The organism is Marinomonas sp. PE14-40, assembly GCF_051623805.1.
Lineage (GTDB): Bacteria > Pseudomonadota > Gammaproteobacteria > Pseudomonadales > Marinomonadaceae > Marinomonas.
In genome coordinates, this window is record NZ_CP130700.1 from 3,789,374 (window position 1) to 3,808,182 (window position 18,809).

The 18,809-nt window shown below is 42.9% G+C and carries 17 protein-coding genes; 6 read left to right on the forward strand and 11 right to left on the reverse strand.

Annotated features, from left to right (window positions below; all coding sequences use genetic code 11):
- Positions 1-6: 6 nt before the first annotated feature.
- The 4 genes from betA to Q0A08_RS17545 form a co-directional block, all read right to left on the reverse strand.
- Entirely contained in the window at positions 7-1,674 is a 1,668-nt protein-coding gene (betA, locus tag Q0A08_RS17530; RefSeq protein WP_438462761.1) for a choline dehydrogenase, read from the reverse strand.
- An 81-nt stretch (positions 1,675-1,755) separates the two neighbouring features.
- Positions 1,756-3,213, reverse strand: a complete 1,458-nt coding sequence (gene betB, locus Q0A08_RS17535; RefSeq protein ID WP_438462762.1) for a betaine-aldehyde dehydrogenase — start codon at positions 3,211-3,213, stop codon at positions 1,756-1,758.
- A gap of 334 nt (positions 3,214-3,547) precedes the next feature.
- Entirely contained in the window at positions 3,548-3,853 is a 306-nt protein-coding gene (locus tag Q0A08_RS17540) for an isoamylase early set domain-containing protein (RefSeq protein ID WP_438462763.1), read from the reverse strand.
- Positions 3,854-4,150: 297 nt separating this feature from the next.
- Positions 4,151-5,035, reverse strand: coding sequence for a bile acid:sodium symporter family protein (locus tag Q0A08_RS17545; protein WP_438462764.1), 885 nt, complete (start codon positions 5,033-5,035; stop codon positions 4,151-4,153).
- Positions 5,036-5,297: 262 nt separating this feature from the next.
- On the opposite strand from Q0A08_RS17545, the gene Q0A08_RS17550 reads away from it, so the two are divergent.
- Positions 5,298-5,450 (forward strand): hypothetical protein, encoded by a 153-nt coding sequence (locus tag Q0A08_RS17550; protein ID WP_438462765.1) that lies wholly within the window; start codon positions 5,298-5,300, stop codon positions 5,448-5,450.
- Between the two features lie 15 nt (positions 5,451-5,465).
- Here the strand turns inward: Q0A08_RS17550 and Q0A08_RS17555 are convergent, their stop codons facing one another.
- The 4 genes from Q0A08_RS17555 to Q0A08_RS17570 form a co-directional block, all read right to left on the reverse strand.
- On the reverse strand, positions 5,466-7,187 hold the full coding sequence (locus Q0A08_RS17555) for a lysophospholipid acyltransferase family protein (protein ID WP_438462766.1): 1,722 nt from the start codon (positions 7,185-7,187) through the stop codon (positions 5,466-5,468).
- 143 nt (positions 7,188-7,330) lie between these two features.
- Positions 7,331-8,530 (reverse strand): cell division protein ZapE, encoded by a 1,200-nt coding sequence (gene zapE, locus Q0A08_RS17560; RefSeq protein WP_438462767.1) that lies wholly within the window; start codon positions 8,528-8,530, stop codon positions 7,331-7,333.
- Positions 8,531-8,706: 176 nt separating this feature from the next.
- Complete coding sequence (locus Q0A08_RS17565) at positions 8,707-9,084, reverse strand: VOC family protein (protein ID WP_438462768.1); 378 nt, start codon at positions 9,082-9,084, stop codon at positions 8,707-8,709.
- 103 nt (positions 9,085-9,187) lie between these two features.
- Positions 9,188-9,679, reverse strand: a complete 492-nt coding sequence (locus Q0A08_RS17570; protein WP_046015989.1) for a LabA-like NYN domain-containing protein — start codon at positions 9,677-9,679, stop codon at positions 9,188-9,190.
- Between the two features lie 246 nt (positions 9,680-9,925).
- Here Q0A08_RS17570 and Q0A08_RS17575 point away from each other — a divergent pair, with 246 nt between their 5' ends.
- From Q0A08_RS17575 to Q0A08_RS17590, 4 genes are all read left to right on the forward strand, one after another.
- Positions 9,926-11,233: a malonyl-CoA decarboxylase gene (locus Q0A08_RS17575; protein WP_438462770.1), complete on the forward strand. Its 1,308-nt coding sequence runs from the start codon at positions 9,926-9,928 to the stop codon at positions 11,231-11,233.
- Positions 11,234-11,244: 11 nt separating this feature from the next.
- Entirely contained in the window at positions 11,245-12,789 is a 1,545-nt protein-coding gene (locus Q0A08_RS17580; RefSeq protein ID WP_438462771.1) for a malonate--CoA ligase, read from the forward strand.
- Between the two features lie 160 nt (positions 12,790-12,949).
- Positions 12,950-14,422, forward strand: coding sequence for a catalase (locus tag Q0A08_RS17585; protein ID WP_438462772.1), 1,473 nt, complete (start codon positions 12,950-12,952; stop codon positions 14,420-14,422).
- A gap of 145 nt (positions 14,423-14,567) precedes the next feature.
- The gene (locus Q0A08_RS17590; protein WP_046016076.1) at positions 14,568-14,918 is read left to right on the forward strand and encodes a DUF6164 family protein; all 351 of its coding nucleotides are present in this window, start codon (positions 14,568-14,570) and stop codon (positions 14,916-14,918) included.
- A gap of 29 nt (positions 14,919-14,947) precedes the next feature.
- Here the strand turns inward: Q0A08_RS17590 and Q0A08_RS17595 are convergent, their stop codons facing one another.
- Entirely contained in the window at positions 14,948-15,361 is a 414-nt protein-coding gene (locus tag Q0A08_RS17595) for a CBS domain-containing protein (RefSeq protein ID WP_438462773.1), read from the reverse strand.
- Positions 15,362-15,625: 264 nt separating this feature from the next.
- Between Q0A08_RS17595 and rlmF the strand changes: the two genes are divergently transcribed.
- The gene (rlmF, locus tag Q0A08_RS17600) at positions 15,626-16,609 is read left to right on the forward strand and encodes a 23S rRNA (adenine(1618)-N(6))-methyltransferase RlmF (RefSeq protein WP_438462774.1); all 984 of its coding nucleotides are present in this window, start codon (positions 15,626-15,628) and stop codon (positions 16,607-16,609) included.
- A gap of 102 nt (positions 16,610-16,711) precedes the next feature.
- On the opposite strand, the gene Q0A08_RS17605 is transcribed toward rlmF, so the two are convergent.
- The gene (locus Q0A08_RS17605; protein WP_438462775.1) at positions 16,712-17,626 is read right to left on the reverse strand and encodes a pseudouridine-5'-phosphate glycosidase; all 915 of its coding nucleotides are present in this window, start codon (positions 17,624-17,626) and stop codon (positions 16,712-16,714) included.
- Entirely contained in the window at positions 17,623-18,699 is a 1,077-nt protein-coding gene (locus tag Q0A08_RS17610) for a carbohydrate kinase (protein WP_438462776.1), read from the reverse strand. Before Q0A08_RS17610 ends, Q0A08_RS17605 begins: the two co-directional genes overlap by 4 nt.
- Between the last annotated feature and the right edge of the window lie 110 nt (positions 18,700-18,809).

Consider the following 18,809-nt stretch of genomic DNA (forward strand, 5'->3'; position numbering starts at 1 on the left):
AGCGGTTTACCTTTGGCTATTCTGCCAATCATCATGGATCCAGACAGGCACATTTTCACTTGGAAGAGGTGCTTTGCCTAGGATCATGTCAGCTGCTTTTTCAGCCACCATGATAGAAGGGCCGTTAAGGTTACCATTCGTGATGGTAGGGAAGATTGAAGAATCTACCACTCTTAGTGAGTTCACACCGCGTACTTCACAATTGGCATTGAGCACTGCCATTGGGTCTGAGTCAGCCCCCATTTTACAGGTACAAGATGGGTGATAAGCACTTTCGACATTCTGTCTAACCCAAGCATCAATTTGCTCATCAGACTCAACTGCCATGCCTGGCTGAATTTCTTCACCACGAAACTCGGTTAGAGAATCCTGCTGAAGGATTTCACGGCTAAGACGGATAGTATCGCGCCAGTCTTGTCTGTCTTGCTCTGTGCTTAAATAGTTAAACACAATGCGAGGTTTGGCTTTAGGGTCGGCATTTTCAATCCAAACCTTACCGCGACTCTCTGGCTTGTTTGGCCCCACATGTACTTGGAAACCATGGCCATCAAACGCAGCTTGACCATCGTAACGCATAGCAGCAGGTAAGAAGTGATATTGAATATTTGGCCATTTAAGACCCGCACGAGAACGGATAAAGGCGCAAGATTCAAAGTGGTTGGTAGAACCCAAACCATCTTTAAATAGAATCCAGCGAGTACCTATCATGCCTTTGCTGATTAAACCTAACTTAGAGTTAAGAGAAACAGGCTGCTTACACTCATATTGGAAGTAAACTTCAAGGTGATCTTGCAGGTTTTCACCCACACCAGGTAGCTCTTTGAAAAGCGGTACACCCGCTTTTTCTAAAACATCTTTTGGACCAATGCCAGACAGTTGTAATAGTTGTGGAGAGCCAATAGAGCCTGCGCTCAAGATGACTTCTTTACTTGCGTTCGCGACTTCGACCTTGCCATTTTTCTCGAATTGAATGCCTGTTGCTGTATCCCCATCAAAGATCACTTTATGGGTCAGTACACCTGTGCGTAGTGTTAGGTTACTACGCTTCATTGCAGTTCTTAAATACGCATTCGAAGTGGATGCACGAACACCGTCTTTTACCGTCATATGCATAGGGCCGAAGCCTTCTTGACGGTAGCCATTGTAATCATCGGTACTGCCATAACCCGCATCAACACCAGCATTGATAAAGGCTTGATAGAGAGGATTCATGCTCATGTTGTTACCATTGTTGGTTCCAACAGGGCCATTGCCACCACGATAAGTGTCAGCTCCTTTCACCCAAGTTTCAGCACGTTTAAAGTAAGGTAAACAGCTCTGGTAATCCCAGCCTTGTGCACCCTGTTCTTGCCACTCGTCAAAATCACACGCATGACCACGAACATACACCATGCCATTGATAGATGAACCACCACCTAATACCTTGCCGCGAGGGCAGTGCATTTCGCGGTTATCAACATCGGGTTCTTTATCCGTATGGAACTGCCATGCATATTTTTCTGTATTCATAGGATAAGAAAGTGCGGTCGGCATCTGGATAAAAATACTTTTATCAGAACCGCCTGCTTCTAGTAGCAGTACCTTATGCTCGCCTGATGCGGTTAACCTGTCTGCTAAGACGCAACCTGCTGAACCTGCACCGACTATGATGTAATCAAATGTTTCGTTTGCCATGCTTTAACCTACTTGCATTCATCCTGTTGAATGAATGCATAATAATTCTTTTGGGACTCGAAAAGAGAGTGGATGTGCTACTTAGTAAGGAGACTCAATGTCTTCTAATGTGACATACACACTCTTAACCTGAGTGTAATGGTGCAGTGTTTCTACGCCATTTTCACGGCCAATCCCTGACTCTTTATAACCACCCACTGGCATTTCTGCAGGTGACGCGCCCCAGTTATTGATCCAGCAGATACCTGCTTCTAGTTGCGCAATAACACGGTGAGCACGGCTAAAGTCTTTGGTAAAGACACCAGCAGCCAAACCATATTTAGTATCGTTGGCACGGGCGATGACTTCGTCTTCGTCTTTAAAAGATAAAACAGACATGACAGGGCCAAAGATCTCGTCTTTAACTTGTGGCATGTCATCTGTGCAATCAACAAATACGGTAGGTGCAACAAAAGCACCTTTATCAAGGCCATTCTCTGTGACTTGATGGCCACCACAAAGCAGGGTTGCGCCAGCATCTTTAGCGGCATCAATAAAACCTAGCACCTTGTGCATGTGATCTTTAGAAATCAAAGCGCCTACCTGAGTATCAAGGTCTTGAGGGTCGCCAATGATCATTTTTTCTGTACGTTCTTTTAGCTCAGCTTTGAACGCTTCCATCATATCTTCGTGAACAAAGACACGGGTACCATTAGTACAGACTTCACCTTGGGTGTAGAAGTTTGCCAACATTGCACCAGAAACAGCCACATCTACCGCGGTATCAGGGAAGATAATCATAGGTGATTTGCCACCTAATTCCATGGTGACCTGCTTCAATGTTTGTGCTGCAGAGGTCATGACTTTTTTACCTGTGCCACATTCACCTGTGAAAGACACTTTCGAAATGCCTGGATGAGCTGTAATAAGTTGCCCTGTTCTAGCATCCCCTTGAAGCACGTTAAATACGCCATCAGGCAAGCCTGCTTGGGTATAGATTTCTGCGAGCTTAAGAGCGGTTAAAGGCGTTTCTTCAGATGGTTTGAAAATCATCGCATTACCTGCAGCAAGAGCTGGGCCTGATTTCCAACAAGCGATTTGAATCGGGTAGTTCCAAGCACCAATGCCGGCACATACACCTAGTGCTTCACGGCGGGTGTAGAAAAAGTTGCCGTCGCCTAGGTCTTGGTATTCACCTTGGATCTTGTCGCAAAGGCCTGCGTAATATTCGATAACATCTGCACCACTTAAAATATCAACACAGTTTGCTTCTTGCATTGGCTTGCCTGTGTCTAGCACTTCTAGCTTAGCCAACTCTTCGTTATTCTCGCGTAACAGTTCAGCAGCACGCTTTAGGATACGGCCACGTTCTACTGCGCTCATCGCCGCCCAAACTTTTTGGCCCGCTTTTGCTGATTCAACAGCCGCTTCAAGCTCCGCAGCTAAAGCAAGTTCGACACTTGCGATAACTTCGCCAGTGGCTGGGTTGATCGTATCGAAGGTTTCGCCACTAGTAGAGGCTTGATACTGACCGTGAATATACTGTTGCTGAGTTGTCATAAAAATCTCCTGACGAAAGCTTGCGAGTCGACAAAAATAGGTTAGATACGTTTTACGTTAGACTATTTTTAAGAAAAATATCTTTTGTTAAACGCTCATTTAATAAAAACATTGTACACGGTTTTTGGCTTTAGGTAAGTCCTGCAAGAAATTCCAGTTTAAATCTTGGTGTTAATAGCTAAGCTTAGGTCGTAATTTTGTCATTCAGATTAACCTTTTAATGGCACAAAAAAACCACCTATTGATATGTCAAAAGGTGGTCTTTATTTATGTCTTCTTAGGCAGCTAAGAGGCAAACGCTCTGGGTTTGATTTTAAGACAGCCAATTTGTGCGTTAGACATTAACAACGCAGTTGGATTCATGGCTGACTTGGCTGGCCACATAACCGTCTGCCTTGTCATCATTAAGCCAGATATTACCATCTATCAGGTAACGAAATTGGTAAGTCTGATCAACGGCTAAATCTATGGTGGAGGCAAAGACGCCTGACTTTTGTTTGCGCATTGGTGTGGCAGCCTCATCCCAATTATTAAACTCACCCACTAGCGTTATGCTTTTCGCATCGGCTACCTGCTCTTTACTCAGGGCGAACTTTACTTTGCAAACAGGCTTACTTTTTAAATATTTTTTTTCAATCATGCTTAACTCCATGTCGTGACAAAACAAGAAATACCTAGATTTTTTACTGCAATTCTCGCGCCAGATAAAGGCAATCCTTATCGATGGTATCTAGTCAATGTGACAGATTAGGGACAATATTATGATAGTGGGGAATTGATAATAGAAAAGCAGCGCTGAGCATTTTTCTTGTTTAAAAGAAATTGCAAAAACTGGGGCAAAAAGACTGAGCTTTGGTTTGATTGCCCACAAATAAGGCAATGAGGACGACAAGTGGAATACTTACCATCCTCTTGAGCTAGCCAATGCAAAGGATTATTAACTGGCTAGTTTGGGTGTTTCAGACCCGTTGAAACGGCCAAGAACAAAGGTGAAGACAGCACCTGTGACAAACATGAGTAATGAGTAACAGGTAGCAGCGATGGCCATTTCCGTGTTCTCTAACAAGGTGAGAGCGATAACTATGGCTAAGGTACCATTTTGAAAACCAACCTCTATGGCAATGGACTTTTGCTGTGCGAAGTTGAGTTTTGCCAGTCTTGCCAAGGTAAAGCCCAATAGCATGCAGATAACATTAAGTAGTAAGGTTGCAAGCCCCATTTGTGCGAAGTAAGTGCCCATATGGTTAATGTTTTTCGCGACAATTCCCGCCACAATTAATAGTAAAAAGGCGACTGAGAATATTTTGACAAACTTTTCAGCGGCTATCGCAAACTTGGGTTTAGCACGATAAATTAGCATGCCTAAACAAATGGGTAATACTGTAATCACAAGCAGTTGAATAACCGTTTTAAGCACAGGTAGGCTGACTTCTTCGCCACTGCCTAACAATAAGTCCATAAAAATAAGTAGCACGAAGGGCACGCTAAAAGGTGCAATCAGACTAACCACAGAAGTGAGTGTAACGGATAAGGCCACATCCCCTTTGGCGAGATAAGTATATAAGTTTGAGGTAGTGCCGCCAGGACATAGAGCCAGAATCATCAAGCCTAATGCTAAAGGGCCTTGGATATTGAGGCTTAGAATAATGAGATAGGCCAGTATGGGGAGCATTAGCATTTGTGCTAACGCGCCTAATAATACGGCCTTGGGTTTTGCGACAACCAGCTTGAAATCAATAGGCTTTAGTGTCAGACCCATACCTAGCATTATGATAAATAGGGCTGCTGGCAGCACGACTTGAATAAGTAAATCCGCTTTCATTTTGTCTCACTTTAATTGTTATTTTTTTCACCAGCTTAAACATTAATAATCCAGCTTCCCAATAAGCTCTGATAATAGCAATTATGTTAAAATCGAATAACTCGACAGTACGTAATGATTTGGTAATTTGCGTCAAGCGATTTGAAGTTATTTTAACCCGATTCAGTCAGTGTTAATCTTATATTAGCTTTTTCTGTTATAGATCAATGTTTCAAAGATAAATTTATCTTATGTTTAAGGCATCTGTTTAGAGGAGATGGTCATGGATCCTGAAAGTATTGCTTATACAGTTGTTGCTGTTTTAATCGTTATTAAGTTGGCTGTTTATGTGGTCTACAAGCGCGTGATCAAAAAGGTTGAGCAAGATGAGCTAGCCCAAGAAAAAAGCCCGACAGAAGATATCGGGCCAACCTAACAGCACAACAGAGGCTTATTTTTCGCCTCTGTACCTCTGATTTTTACTGGCTTTGATCATATTGATATCGACTAACACTAGACCATCAATGCAATAGCCAAATTCAGCGTCCACCCCAAAATCTAAAAACCTCACACCACCTTCTTTGCAAATTTCACTGTATTGCTTATACAGAGTTGGAACGACGGCATTTAAATGCTTGAGCTGCTCTTTTAATGTGGTGAAATCTTCCTTGTAGGATTCACCTTTGAATAACGTATCTATTACGGCCTTATTTTCATGACTAATATGATAAGGCGTAAATGAATGCGCAAGCTTTTCATTATCCATGAAATGGCGTTGATAAAAACTGACGATCAGGTCCTTGGCAAAAGTCGGATAGTGATTGCTTAAACTCACAGGGCCAAACAAATAACGTATATTTGGGTGTTGGTTTAAATAAGCGCCAATGCCATACCAGAGGTAATCTAAACTACGTTTTCCCCAGTATTTAGGTTGTACAAAACTGCGACCCAATTCTATGCCTTGGACAAAATAAGGGGCCATTTTTTTGTCATAGTTGAATAGTTCAGCGCTATATATGCTGTGCTCTAAACCCTCTTCCAAATAACGTGCTGTTTCACCAATGCGGTAAGCTCCAACAATTTCTAATTCCTCATCATCCCATAACACCAAATGTCGGTAGATTTTGTCATAGTCATCTAGGTCGTAGGCTTCGCCTGTACCTTCCCCTACTTGGCGAAAGGATATCTCTCTGAGGCGACCAATTTCTTGCATAGTGGCTGATTGAGAGTGGTAGTCAAAAAGGTAAATGAGTTTGCCATCATTACTTTTTCCTAGCAGTTCAGCCTGCTTTAATTCTTGTTTAATCTGTTGTCTACTTTGAGGGTGAGCGATGGTTTTTTGGGTTTGTAATAAGGGCTTTTTCCCTTTGGCTATACGATATAAATGGCGTTTAACCAGTTTGTTCTTTTCTTTAATTGAGATAGGAAGACCAGCGAGCTGCTGAATCTCAATCGCCTGACCTATCTTAAAGTTGATGCTGCGATTCTCTTGCTTAAACATCTCGTTTGCCAGTTGTATGGTCGATAAAGGTCGATACAGCAAGGAACTGGTATAAAACAAGAATGAGTTACGGCCGCTGATGTGTACCGGCAAGATAGGGCTATTCGTTTTTTGAGCGAGCTTTAAGTAACTCTGGTTCCACTTAGTATCTTGAATGCCTCGACCCGATAAACGTGATACTTCCCCTGCGGGAAACATGATAACGGCTTCGTCATTATGCAGGCTTTGCATTATCTCTTGTATCTGCTTTCTACCCGCTTTGCCTTCCATGTTATTTACAGGTAAAACCAAGGGCTTTAGAGCATCAAACGCGGCTAAGAGGTCATTGGCAATGATTTTAACATCGGGTCTGATTTCGCTAATCAGTTTAACCAACGCGAGCCCATCTAAGGCACCTAATGGGTGGTTCGCTATGATAAGCACTCGACCTGTTGCTGGAATATTTGGTCTATCTAATTGGCTAACTTGATAAGCAAAATTAAAGTGCTCTAGTACCTTATCGATAAACTCAAAACCCGAAGCCTCTTTGTGTTCATCGAGAAAGGCGTTGACTTCATCTTGATGGAGCAGTTGTTTCAAAATACTGACCGCTGAACTTTTCAGTAAAGGGGACTTAGATAACAAGTAAGGATTTCTAGTTTCTAAAATCTGTTCAACTTGAATCACTGTCATGCTCCTAGCACTATCGAAAAAGACGAATCTTTAGGCTAGCGGTGGGAGGTGACAAAAATGTGTCAGTTTAATGGCTAAATTATGTCACGGAGCAGATTCAAGTATGCCTGCTCCATGGTAAAGACGAAGACGTCTGTGTCTATTTATGTCTGATTAGAAAGGTATTGTTTACTTTGCATTTCGACTAGGCGGCTAATAGCACGGCGAAATTCGAAGCTTAATGCACCACCATGATAGAGTTCATCCAAAGGAACCTCTGCCATTAAATAGAGGGTTTTATGGCAATCATAAAGTTCGTCAATTAGGCTGATAAAACGGCGAGCCGAGTCATCTTCTGGCGCAAAAGAAATCTTTCTTTCACTGGTTTGGTTTGGTTCAAAGCTACCATCTTCTGTGCCTCTGGCTTTAATCTGTTCGCTAACTTCGCCACCAAGAGCAGGTACACCAGAGAGCATGATGGTGTCATATTTATCGGCAATTTCGATATAGTCTAGTTGCGATCTAGGGCTATTACATAAGCTATTAAAGTCAAACCAAACTATCTTTTTAGCATGTTGTACTGTGGGAATAGGGCGATTGCAGATACTGATACTTTGCTGTTTTTCAATCAGACTATCAGGCTGTTGATTGAGCTGTGCAAAGAGTGCCGAGAAGTCGATTTCATCGTTTACAAAATAGGTTTTAGCTTGGTCAAGATGGCGCAACCTATGGTCTTCATTACCTTGTAGGTTGATCTGCTGACAATGGTTTTCTAGTAACGCGATAGTTTGCTCAAATTGCTGGCGTTGTACGCCTTCCCAATAGAGTCGATTGATGGGAATGTTGGAGGTGGCGACTAAGGTTACCCCATGATCAAACAAACCTTTAAAAAGCTGGCCCAGAATCATGGCATCAGCAATATCCGAAACAAAAAACTCATCAAAACAAATAATCTGATATTGCTTTGCGAGTTTATCAGCAACTTGAAGTAGCGGGTCAGATTGGCCGCTAATTGCTCGCATCTCCTTATGGACATGAGCCATAAAGTGGTGAAAATGCAATCGTAGCTTACCTTGCTCGGGTAAACCTTGATAAAAAATATCCATCAAAAAGGTTTTGCCTCGGCCCACATCTCCCCACATATACAAGCCTTGTATTGGTACCAAAGGCTTTTGGGAATCTAGCTGAGCGCCGGCTTGCGTGTCGGGACTTTGTACTTGGCTAGTTTGGTCTGCTTGCTTTAACGATTCTATGATCTGCCAATATCGAACTTCGAGTGCTTCAAGTGCCTCTTGTTGCGCTGTGTCCGCGATAAAATCAGATTGCTTGAGTTTGTTTTGATAGGCAAGTTTAGGGGCAGTCATGGGGTTCTCTTGTCGATAAAACAGGCTCCCTAGGTGGAACAGGATCCCTAAATGGAAGCGAAGTTTACCCGATTAAAGTATTTATCGACAAGTGAGCGAAATCAGCTCATAAAGTGTTAATGAGCATGGTTCAGTATAAATAACATAAGATCAGAGCTTAATCAGGTGATTAGGGGTTAAGCGACTTCGATGCCAATGTCAGACCAAACCGCAAACTCATTACCATTAGGGTCTAAAAAATGGAAACGACGGCCACCAGGGAAATGAAAAATGTCTTTATTGATACTGCCACTTTCAAAGGCGTCTATTTTTTCCAGCGTTTCTTCTAAGTCTTCACTATAAAGCACAATCAAGGCACCGCCATGCTGGCTATTGCTAGCAAGATCTGACCTAAAAAAGCCGCCGTTCAGTCCTGCGCTTGTATCTGAAAAGGCGGTGTACTCAGGGCCGTAATCGGTAAAAGACCAATTAAAGAGCGTCGAGAAGAAAGTTCTTGTGACGGCTAAATCCTTTGCAGGTAATTCGACATAGTTAATCTTTTCATGGTTCGACATAAGATAAGCCCCTATAAAATGACGGCATTAAAACATGATTGGCTAATTTCAATAATAGGCCATTTTGTGAGGAAACGAGATCGATTTTCGCCTTACCTTCTTCTCACATTAAGAGGCTGCTGTTGATTTGACGATAGTAATCGCATGAATCAATCAGGCCTGCAGCGGTCAGTTTATCAACCCCATAAACATGACTTTGGCATTGGTGCTTTTCTCTCGCTGCATCGAGTAATAAGGCAAAGTCACCATCGCCAGAGGCCAAGACGATAATATCTACATCTGGTGCAGCAGCGAGCACATCAATAGTAATACCGACATCCCAATCACCCTTTGCAGAACCATCGCGGCGCTGAATAAAGGGCTTTAACTTTACCTCAAAACCGATGCCACGAAGGATCTGCTGAAACTGAGCTTGCTTGGTATCGCCCCTGTCTATGGCATAGGCGTAAGCCGCAACGATATCTCCTTGGGCAGCTATCTCATCCCAAAATTTTTGATAGTTGAAATGCTTCGCGAAGGTGTGCCTTGAGGTGTAATAGATGTTTTGAACATCGACAAAGATGGCAATTTTTTTTGTTGAGTTTGTCACAAGCAACCTTGTTTATCTCAATAGAAGAATAATGAGTATAACCCTAATTAAGTTTCACTAATATGCCCGCTAAATTACTGGCTATAACAAAGGGTTAGTCAGGTTCTCTAGGCGCTTTCCTTAATCTTTTTCACGGTTTAATAAGTGTGATAATCAATATTTATGATGACGTGTTAACTTCTAGTTAAGTTAGCGGCACAATCCGTTAAACTCAGGTAAGAGGATAAATTGTTTGAACAAGGGGTAAGGCTTATGCCACGTTGGAGTAATATGATTGAAGATTTAGTCTCGAGAGTGACTGAAATCGGCAGTGCCATGTTAGATAATAATCAGGCAAATGAGCAAACACTTACGCAAAAGTGTGAAGCCCTGCTATCAAACTTAGGGGAAGCCACAGGGCTTGCCCGTTCTAAAGAAATTCTTGATGACTTTAAAGCGTTAGACCAAACACAAAAGCTGGCTTTCTTTCAGACTATTTGCCAAGAGTTTGGCGTTGATCAAGCGACTCTTAAAGCCGCGCTAGAAGCTTGGCAAGAAAATCCAGATGATGAACGTACTCGTAATATTCACTTTGCTTCAGAGCCTAGATCGCAAGAATTAGTCAGGCGTTTAAATCTAGCTCCAGGCGGCACAGCCGCTTTAGTACGTATGCGTGAAGATCTGATTCGACATATGAAAGAAGAGCCAACTCTAGCAGCTTTAGATAAAGATATACGTCACTTATTCTCCTCTTGGTTTAATCGTGGTTTTTTACGCTTAGAAAGAATTGATTGGTCAACCTCTGCCAATATTCTAGAAAAGATCATTGCTTATGAAGCTGTACACGAGATACAGGGCTGGGATGATTTACGGCGCCGTGTCGCAGCGCAAGATAGGCGGCTTTATGCCTTCTTTCATCCTTCTTTAGTGAATGAGCCGCTGATCTTTGTTGAGGTCGCCTTAACCTCGGATATGCCAGACACCATAGGTACGATTCTCGCGGAAGAAAGAGATAACTTGATGCCACAAGAAGCCAGTACGGCGGTATTTTATTCCATTTCAAATTGTCAGGCAGGCTTGAGAGGGATTTCCTTTGGTAACTTCTTAATTAAGCAGGTAGTGGAAGAATTAAAACGTGAACTGCCAGAGCTTAAGCGTTTTGTCACCATGTCACCTGTTCCTGGCTTAAGGCGCTGGGCTCACTCTGATGATGAATTGACTGAACAATATAAAGATTTGATTGAGACATTGGATCAGCAAGAAACACTGTTTGACCTTGATTTTATGACACAACAAAAGGCTTCTGTTTCCCACTTGGCGGCGCGTTTCTTATTAGAAGCGAAAAATAAAAAAGGCAGACCTTATGACCCAGTGTCTAACTTTCATTTAGGAAATGGTGCTAGATTACAGCAGATTAATGTTTGGGCTGATCCATCTAAGCGGGGACAGGCGAACTCTTGGGGCGTGATGGTGAACTATGAGTATGATTTAGATTATATCGAGAAGAACCATGAGGCTTTCTTATGTGAAGGCATAGTGAGTGCGTCGTCAGAGGTGAAACGTTTAGGTAACGCAGATTAATGGAGAGAACCTTGTATCATTCGAATTACTTAGCAAGTATTTTGCGTTCGGCATCATTAAAGCAAGATGACGCCATTTTTGCTTATCTTAAATCGGGCGAAGAAGTGACTTATAGGGCTTTGTTTGCCAATGCCGAAAAAACAGCGAAGGCCTTAATTAAAGCCGGTGTTGAGCCAGGTGATAGAGTCGCAGTACAGGTGGGAAAATCCATCACCACTGTTGAACTGTATCTAGGCTGTATTTTAGCCGGCGGTGTTTTTCTTCCTTTAAATACCGACTATACAATAACCGAGGTTGAGTACTTTTTAACGGATGCCAGCCCTAAGGTATTTGTCTGTGATCAAGACGCTAAACAGGCCATGGACCCAATAGCCTCTCGTGCTAAGGTAAAGGCGTTATTGACACTTGATGCCTCTGGTTTGGCTGGGACCTTGTTTGAACGAAGAGAATCAGAAAGCGCTGGGTTTGATGCAGTGCCAAGAGAGGCAAATGACCTTGCGGCCATCTTGTATACTTCTGGCACGACAGGCCGTTCTAAAGGAGCCATGTTATCTCATGGGGCATTGGCCGCAAATGCGCAAACTTTAGTCGAACATTGGCAGTTTAGCCCGCAAGATCGTTTGATCCATGCTTTGCCTATCTTTCACATCCACGGCTTATTTGTCGCCTTAAATATTACCTTGTGTGCCGGCTCTTCTTTGTACTTTTTAAGGCGATTTGATCTTGATGACATTGTGGCGTGTCTGCCTAAAGCGAGTGTCTTAATGGGGGTTCCAACCTTTTATGTACGCTTGTTAAAGCATGCTGAACTAACTAAAGGCAGGGTCGCTAATATGCGTCTTTTCGTCTCTGGCTCTGCTCCTTTATTAGCGGAAACTCATCAGGCTTGGCAGCAAAAAACAGGGCACGCCATCTTAGAAAGATATGGTATGACAGAAACCAATATGAATACTTCTAATCCTTATGACGGTGAGCGACGCCCTGGTACGGTAGGGCAGGCTTTATCAGGAGTCGAAGTGAAAATAACGGACCCAGAAACAAGTTTGAGCTTGGTTAATGGCGAGGTGGGGCAAATAGAAGTAAGAGGCCCTAACTTATTTACCGGCTATTGGCAGATGCCTGAAAAAACCGCCGAAGAGGTACGACCGGATGGTTGGTTTATCACAGGTGATCTTGGCTGCCTTGATGAGGATGCTTATTTGACCATAGTGGGTCGCTCTAAAGATTTGATCATTTCTGGTGGTTACAATGTTTATCCTAAGGAAGTTGAGCTTGTGATTGATGAACATGAATCTGTGCTTGAAAGTGCTGTGATTGGCGTGCCTCACACAGACTTTGGTGAGGTGGTTGTGGCTATCGTTGTCGCTAAAGGTAATAGCCAAGACGAAGCGGGAATAAGGGCGCTGTGCAACACATCTTTAGCTGCTTATAAACGACCTAAATCTATCTTATTTTTGGATGAGTTACCGCGGAATACTATGGGTAAGGTACAAAAGGCAAAGCTAAGGGCTGAATACTCTGAAACCTTTAGCTCGTCGTTAAAAACGAGCTTTTAGTTAATGGCTATTTGTTGTTGTTAGTTTTTTGCTATTGAATGTATTTGTATAATTAATTTTATCTATTTTATCTCTCATCTTATAGTGACGTTGTCGCAGCGTATCAGGGCTTATCTGGTTTGCTACAGCGGATTAACGTTTCTATAAGGTGGGAATCAAGATGCAAGATAATAAATCTCAAAATGTACAGCTAACCTCTGCTAATGGTGCGCCAGTGGCAGATGATAATAACAGCATTAGCGTAGGTGCCCGTGGCCCGTTAACTTTCGACAACCACTATTTGTTTGAAAAGCTAGCGCACTTTAACCGTGAAAGATTACCGGAACGTGTCGTTCATGCCCGTGGTACAGGTGCTTATGGTACCTTCACGTTAAATAAAAGCCTTACGGATTTAACCATAGCAAACTTCCTGCAAAGCGAAGGTCAGCAAACTCCTGTATTTGTTCGCTTCTCGACAGTGGGCGGTGGCCAAGATTCGTCAGATTATGCTCGCGACCCTAGAGGTTTTGCCGTTAAGTTTTACACCCAAGAAGGTAACTTTGACCTAGTTGGGAATAATACGCCTGTGTTCTTTTTGAATGATCCGATTAAGTTTCCTGATTTTGTTCATTCACAGAAAAAAGATGCCAGAACGAACTTGCCTAGCCCAGCTAACATGTTTGAGTTCTGGGCAAGCCACCCTCAATCTTTACATCAGATGACGATACTAATGTCGGATCGAGGTATTCCAGCCAGCCTTAGACACATGCATGGCTTTGGCTCTCATACCTTAAGTTTTTGGAATCAAGATGGGGAAAGAGTTTGGGTTAAATGGCACTTAAAAACGGATCAAGGGGTTAAAACTTTAACCGCAGAAGAGGCGGCTTTAAAACCTGCCCATGGTGCTCAGCAAGACCTCGTTGAAGCGATAGATAGTGGTGACTTTCCTAGTTGGACGGTCAAGCTGCAGGTGATGACAGAGCGCCAAGCGGCTAACTTTGCCATTAATCCTTTTGACCTGACCAAAGTGTGGCCACATGCTGATGTGCCCTTGATCGAAGTCGGTAAACTAGAGCTTAATCGTAATGTTGATAACTATTTTGCTGAGACAGAGCAAGCGACGTTTGCACCAAGTAATCTGGTGCCTGGCATAGGGGCTTCTCCAGATAAAATGCTACAGGCAAGATTATTAGCTTATCAAGATGCTCATAGATATCGTGTGGGTGCGCATGCGAGTCATATCCCGGTTAATGCACCTAAGTGTCCGGTTAACCATTACCAAAGAGATGGGGCTTATGCGGGTGTCAATGCAGGAGCGAGCGCTTGTCCTTATGGTCATGGTTCACAACCAGAGGTGAACTTCTATCCTAATGATAGAGCAAATGAACCTAAGCCAAACGCCAGTATACAAGCGCCTATGATGCCAGTGCTTGAAGATGCTTGGATAGGGGCTCATAGCCAAGATGAAGAAGACTATTACACTCAAGCTGGAGACTTGTTCCGTTTGATGAGTGATGATCAAAAAGCGCAGCTAACAAACAATATTGCTGGTGGTTTATCTCAAGCCAATGAGTCGATTCAATCCCGTATGTTGGCGCAATTTGCCAAAGCGGATCAAGCCTATGCGGATGGGGTTGAAGCCTTACTAAAATAATAGAGACGTGTTTCAAAGGCCCATAGTGTTTGCTCTATGGGCCTTTTTTATGTTTTTCCTTTGCTATTGAATGTTTAGAGATACCTTTATCAGGGGCTTTTGCTTATTATGTGCGCCTTAGAACTCAGTCGAAGGAATCTCCAGCATGGCCAAAATAATCTTCTCGCTAAAATATGTGGAAGAGGATGAAGCGAATGACATTCGTCAGTTGCTTATGGAGAATGAAATTGAGTTTTATGAAACCACAGCAGGTCGCTGGCAAATTTCATTAGCGGCCATTTGGATTCGCAATAATGAAGACTTTGATAAGGCCAGAGCGCTAATTGAAGCGGATCAAAAAGAAAGGCGAGAAGCCTATCAAGCCAATATGCCTGATATGAGACTGCTGCCTTCCTTATGGCGACAATGCCGCCATAATCCGGTTGAGTTTGGCTTTACCCTAGTTGCCATCGTCTTTGTACTGGGCTTAACCCTTTGGCCTTTTTGGCTAGTTTGATTGCCTAAAGCCAAGAAGACCTTGATGGTCTAGACAGGCACACAATTCTTTTGGCTTTCAATTAAAGCGACCGCTATTTGGTGCCTAGTCACTATGCCAATAATGCGTCTATCTTCTACGACGGGATACACTTTTGGCTTTCTATCTAACATCATTTTTGCCAAAGTCATCACAGTATCACTTGGCTTTACCGTTAGCACATCCGTTTGCATGACAGACTCGATTGAATTGGGCTGGTTGCAATAATAGGCATTCTGTAGAAGTTGTGGCAACACATCCTGCTCTGATACAAACCCAATCAGATTACCGTATTTGTCAGCCACCGGCGCGCCCGATAATTTATGTCTTGAAAGACCTTGGATAAGGTCGTTGATGCTAGTCTGCTGAGTCACATAATAAGCATCTCTAGACATGATATCTCGTATTTGCAATGTCTCTTTCATACACTGTTTCTCCTTTTAGAGCTTGATATGTAAGAGTTGTCCTAAACCTAAGTTTAGAGGGTGTCGGCTTAAAATGCCTTGTCAAAAACTAAAATTTTATAAATAAGGCTAATAGTTTTTAACTGTTAAGGGTTTTTGTTGATTTGGGTTGGGCTTGTGAGATTGGAACAAAATTAAGGGCCTTGAGCTGTGTATTTTTTATAACCTGCCAGAGAGACTGGTGATGGGGTATACTAGGCCTTTCTTATTGTTATTGATGCCTTTATGACCAAAGCTAAACATCAGCCAAAACGTGGTTCTCGTAATCAGAAGCTAGAGTTGCATCCTCGTAACCCCCATAGGGCGAGGTATGATTTTGCACTATTGGCAGACTCTAGTGCAGAGCTCGCGCCTTTTATCAGAACCAATAAGTTTGGTAATGAGTCGATAGATTTTGCGGATGCTAAAGCGGTAAAGGCACTTAATCGCGCCCTTTTGAATCATTTTTATGGTGTCAGCTTTTGGGATATCCCAGAAGGTTACTTGTGCCCACCTATTCCTGGTCGTGCTGATTATATTCACCACCTAGCTGATCTTCTTGCTACGAGTAATCAAGGTGAAATACCTAGAGGCAAGGGAATAAAAGCCTTGGATGTGGGTGTCGGTGCTAACTGTGTTTACCCTATTATTGGTCATAGGGAATATCAGTGGCAGTTTGTTGGAAGTGATATTAACAAGGTCGCAATAGATACCGCTAATGCCATAGTGGCTTCGAACAAATGTCTCAATGGCAATATCGATTGTCGTTTACAGACGTCTAATCGACAAATGTTTGAAGGTATTTGGAAAGCGGATGAACGCTTTGATCTGACATTATGTAACCCTCCTTTTCATAGCTCTAATGCAAAAATGCAGGCTGAGTCCCAGCGTAAGTGGAAAGGTCTAAACCAAGGTAAACAAGTGCCATCTAAACAAGGTCTTAACTTTGGTGGCCAAGATAATGAACTTTGGTGTGAAGGTGGGGAAGAGCGCTTTATTAATGACATGATTACTCAGAGCGTCGACTTTGGTGAGCAATGTTATTGGTTTACCAGTTTAGTCTCTAAACAAGCGAACTTAACGGGTATATACCGCAAGTTAAAGCTAGTGGGTGCTAAGGAAGTGAAAACGGTTGAAATGGCCCAAGGTCAAAAGGTTAGTCGTTTTGTCGCTTGGACCTTTTTAATGCCAGACCAAAGAGATTATTGGGCGGATAATTACTGGAAATAAACAGCCAGTGTTAGAGTCTATAAAAAAAGGCGCATCCTATAGCAGGGTGCGCCTTTTTCGTTTTAACGCGATCGCTTATCGCTTATCGCTTATGGCTTAGTCTTAGTCAGTGACCAAGTCAGCAGCGATTTTAGAGGCAAGTTTAGCATTGTTAAAAACGAGCTCTATATTACTAGCAAGGCTGTTACCGCCAGTTAACTCAGCAACACGGGCTAGTAGGAAAGGTGTTGATTCTTTACCGCCAATGTTTTGTTCTACAGATTCCGCCAAGGCTTGTTCAACCGCTTGATCAATCGCCGCTTTATCCATAGCAAACTCATGTGGAATCGGATTAGTTACAACCACGCCACCTTCTAGCTTCATATCCCATTTTGCTTTTAGGAAATCGGCAATTTGCGTTGCACTGCTTAGGTTGTAATCAACCGTGTGATCACTTTCACGTGTATAGAATGCAGGCAGTTTATCTGTGTTAAAACCTAGTACAGGGACACCTTGAGTTTCTAGGTATTCACGAGTAAGACCAAGGTCCAGAATAGATTTAGCGCCAGCACAAACAACAGCAACATTAGTTTTTGCTAATTCTTGTAGGTCTGCAGAAATATCAAAACTGGTTTCAGCACCACGATGAACACCACCAATACCGCCTGTCGCAAAGACTTTAATGCCCGCCATTGCTGCGACTATCATGGTTGCTGCCACTGTGGTTGCACCATGTTGCTTAGTTGCCACAACAAAAGGTAAATCACGACGAGAACATTTGATCACAGAAAGGCCAGCTTGACCTAGTGTGTCTATCTCGTCATGGCTAAGGCCTGCTTTTAAACGACCGTCTAGGATGGCAATGGTAGCAGGTACTGCGCCATTATCACGGATAATTTGTTCTACTTTTTTTGCTGTCTCAGCATTTTGAGGCCAAGGCATACCATGCGAAATAATGGTGCTTTCTAAGGCTACAACAGGTTTGTTATTAGCAAGAGCTTCTGCCACTTCTGGGCTGATATCTAGATACTGTTTCATTTCTTGGCTATCCATTTTTCAATATTTTTTTGACTAATATTTGGGTTGTTGGCGGCATCGGATTCTAATGTCATGGCAGAGCAAGCACTGGCAAACTCTAATGACTTATCCACTTCCCAACCATTGAGTTGAGCATGTATGAAACCTGCAAACAGCGCATCACCTGCACCTGTATCACTGACAGCATCAATATCAAATACGCCATAAGAAACGCTTTGATGAGCATTTGCAAAGATCACACCTTCTGACCCAAGGCTAAGTAAGATGTTTTTCACACCCAATGAGAGAAGCGCATGGATGAGAGCTGAGTCATGGGCGTCTGCTAGGCCTGTGATCGCTTTTGCTTCATCACGGTTAACTTTCAAGCCGGTCAGTCTTTTTAGTATTGGCTTAAGGCGAGTCGATTTTTGAACGGAAACTGCATCTGCGTAAAGTTTGCCTTGGCAATTAAGCTGAGCTAACCAACTGATGCAGGACTCACTCAAGTTTGCTTCAAGTAATAGTGTTTGAGCAGACAGTAATAAGGACTGCTTGTTGCTTAGCTGTGCACCATCAAGCGTGTCGATAATGGCCATATCAGAAACCGCAGTCACTAGCTGACCTTGGGGATCATTGATAGCTAAATAGGAACTGGTACTAAAGTCAGGATGGCGTATTACGGCATCCATATTAATACCACTGGTACGACATTGCTCTAATAGCCAATCGCCTGACTTATCTTGGCCAATCGCACTGACAAGCGAGACATCTTGGCCTAGACGGGATAAGTTTTCAGCGATGTTGCGGCCAACACCACCTGGGCTTTGATGTATCTGGCCAAGGTTTGAATCTTCAAGTCGTAGCTCAGATTGAGAGCGACCACAAATATCCAAATTGCAGCCACCGATGACCACGATATTATTGTCTTCCGGAACAATATAGCCTTTACCTAGAATGAAGCCTTTATTGGTCAGACGCATGATATGGCCTGCAACCGACTCTCGACTCATACCCAATTGGTTGGCGAGTTCTTGCTGGGAAGCTAATGGGCTTTTTTTGACAGCCGTTAATACTCTGGTTTCTTGTTCAGACATAAAGTATCTCGCTAACAAAAGTTTATAAAATTAACAATACTTATAAATCTAACTAGCTTTAACCTTAATAGCAAGGTTTAAATAACTTACTAACATACTTTTGTTACAGC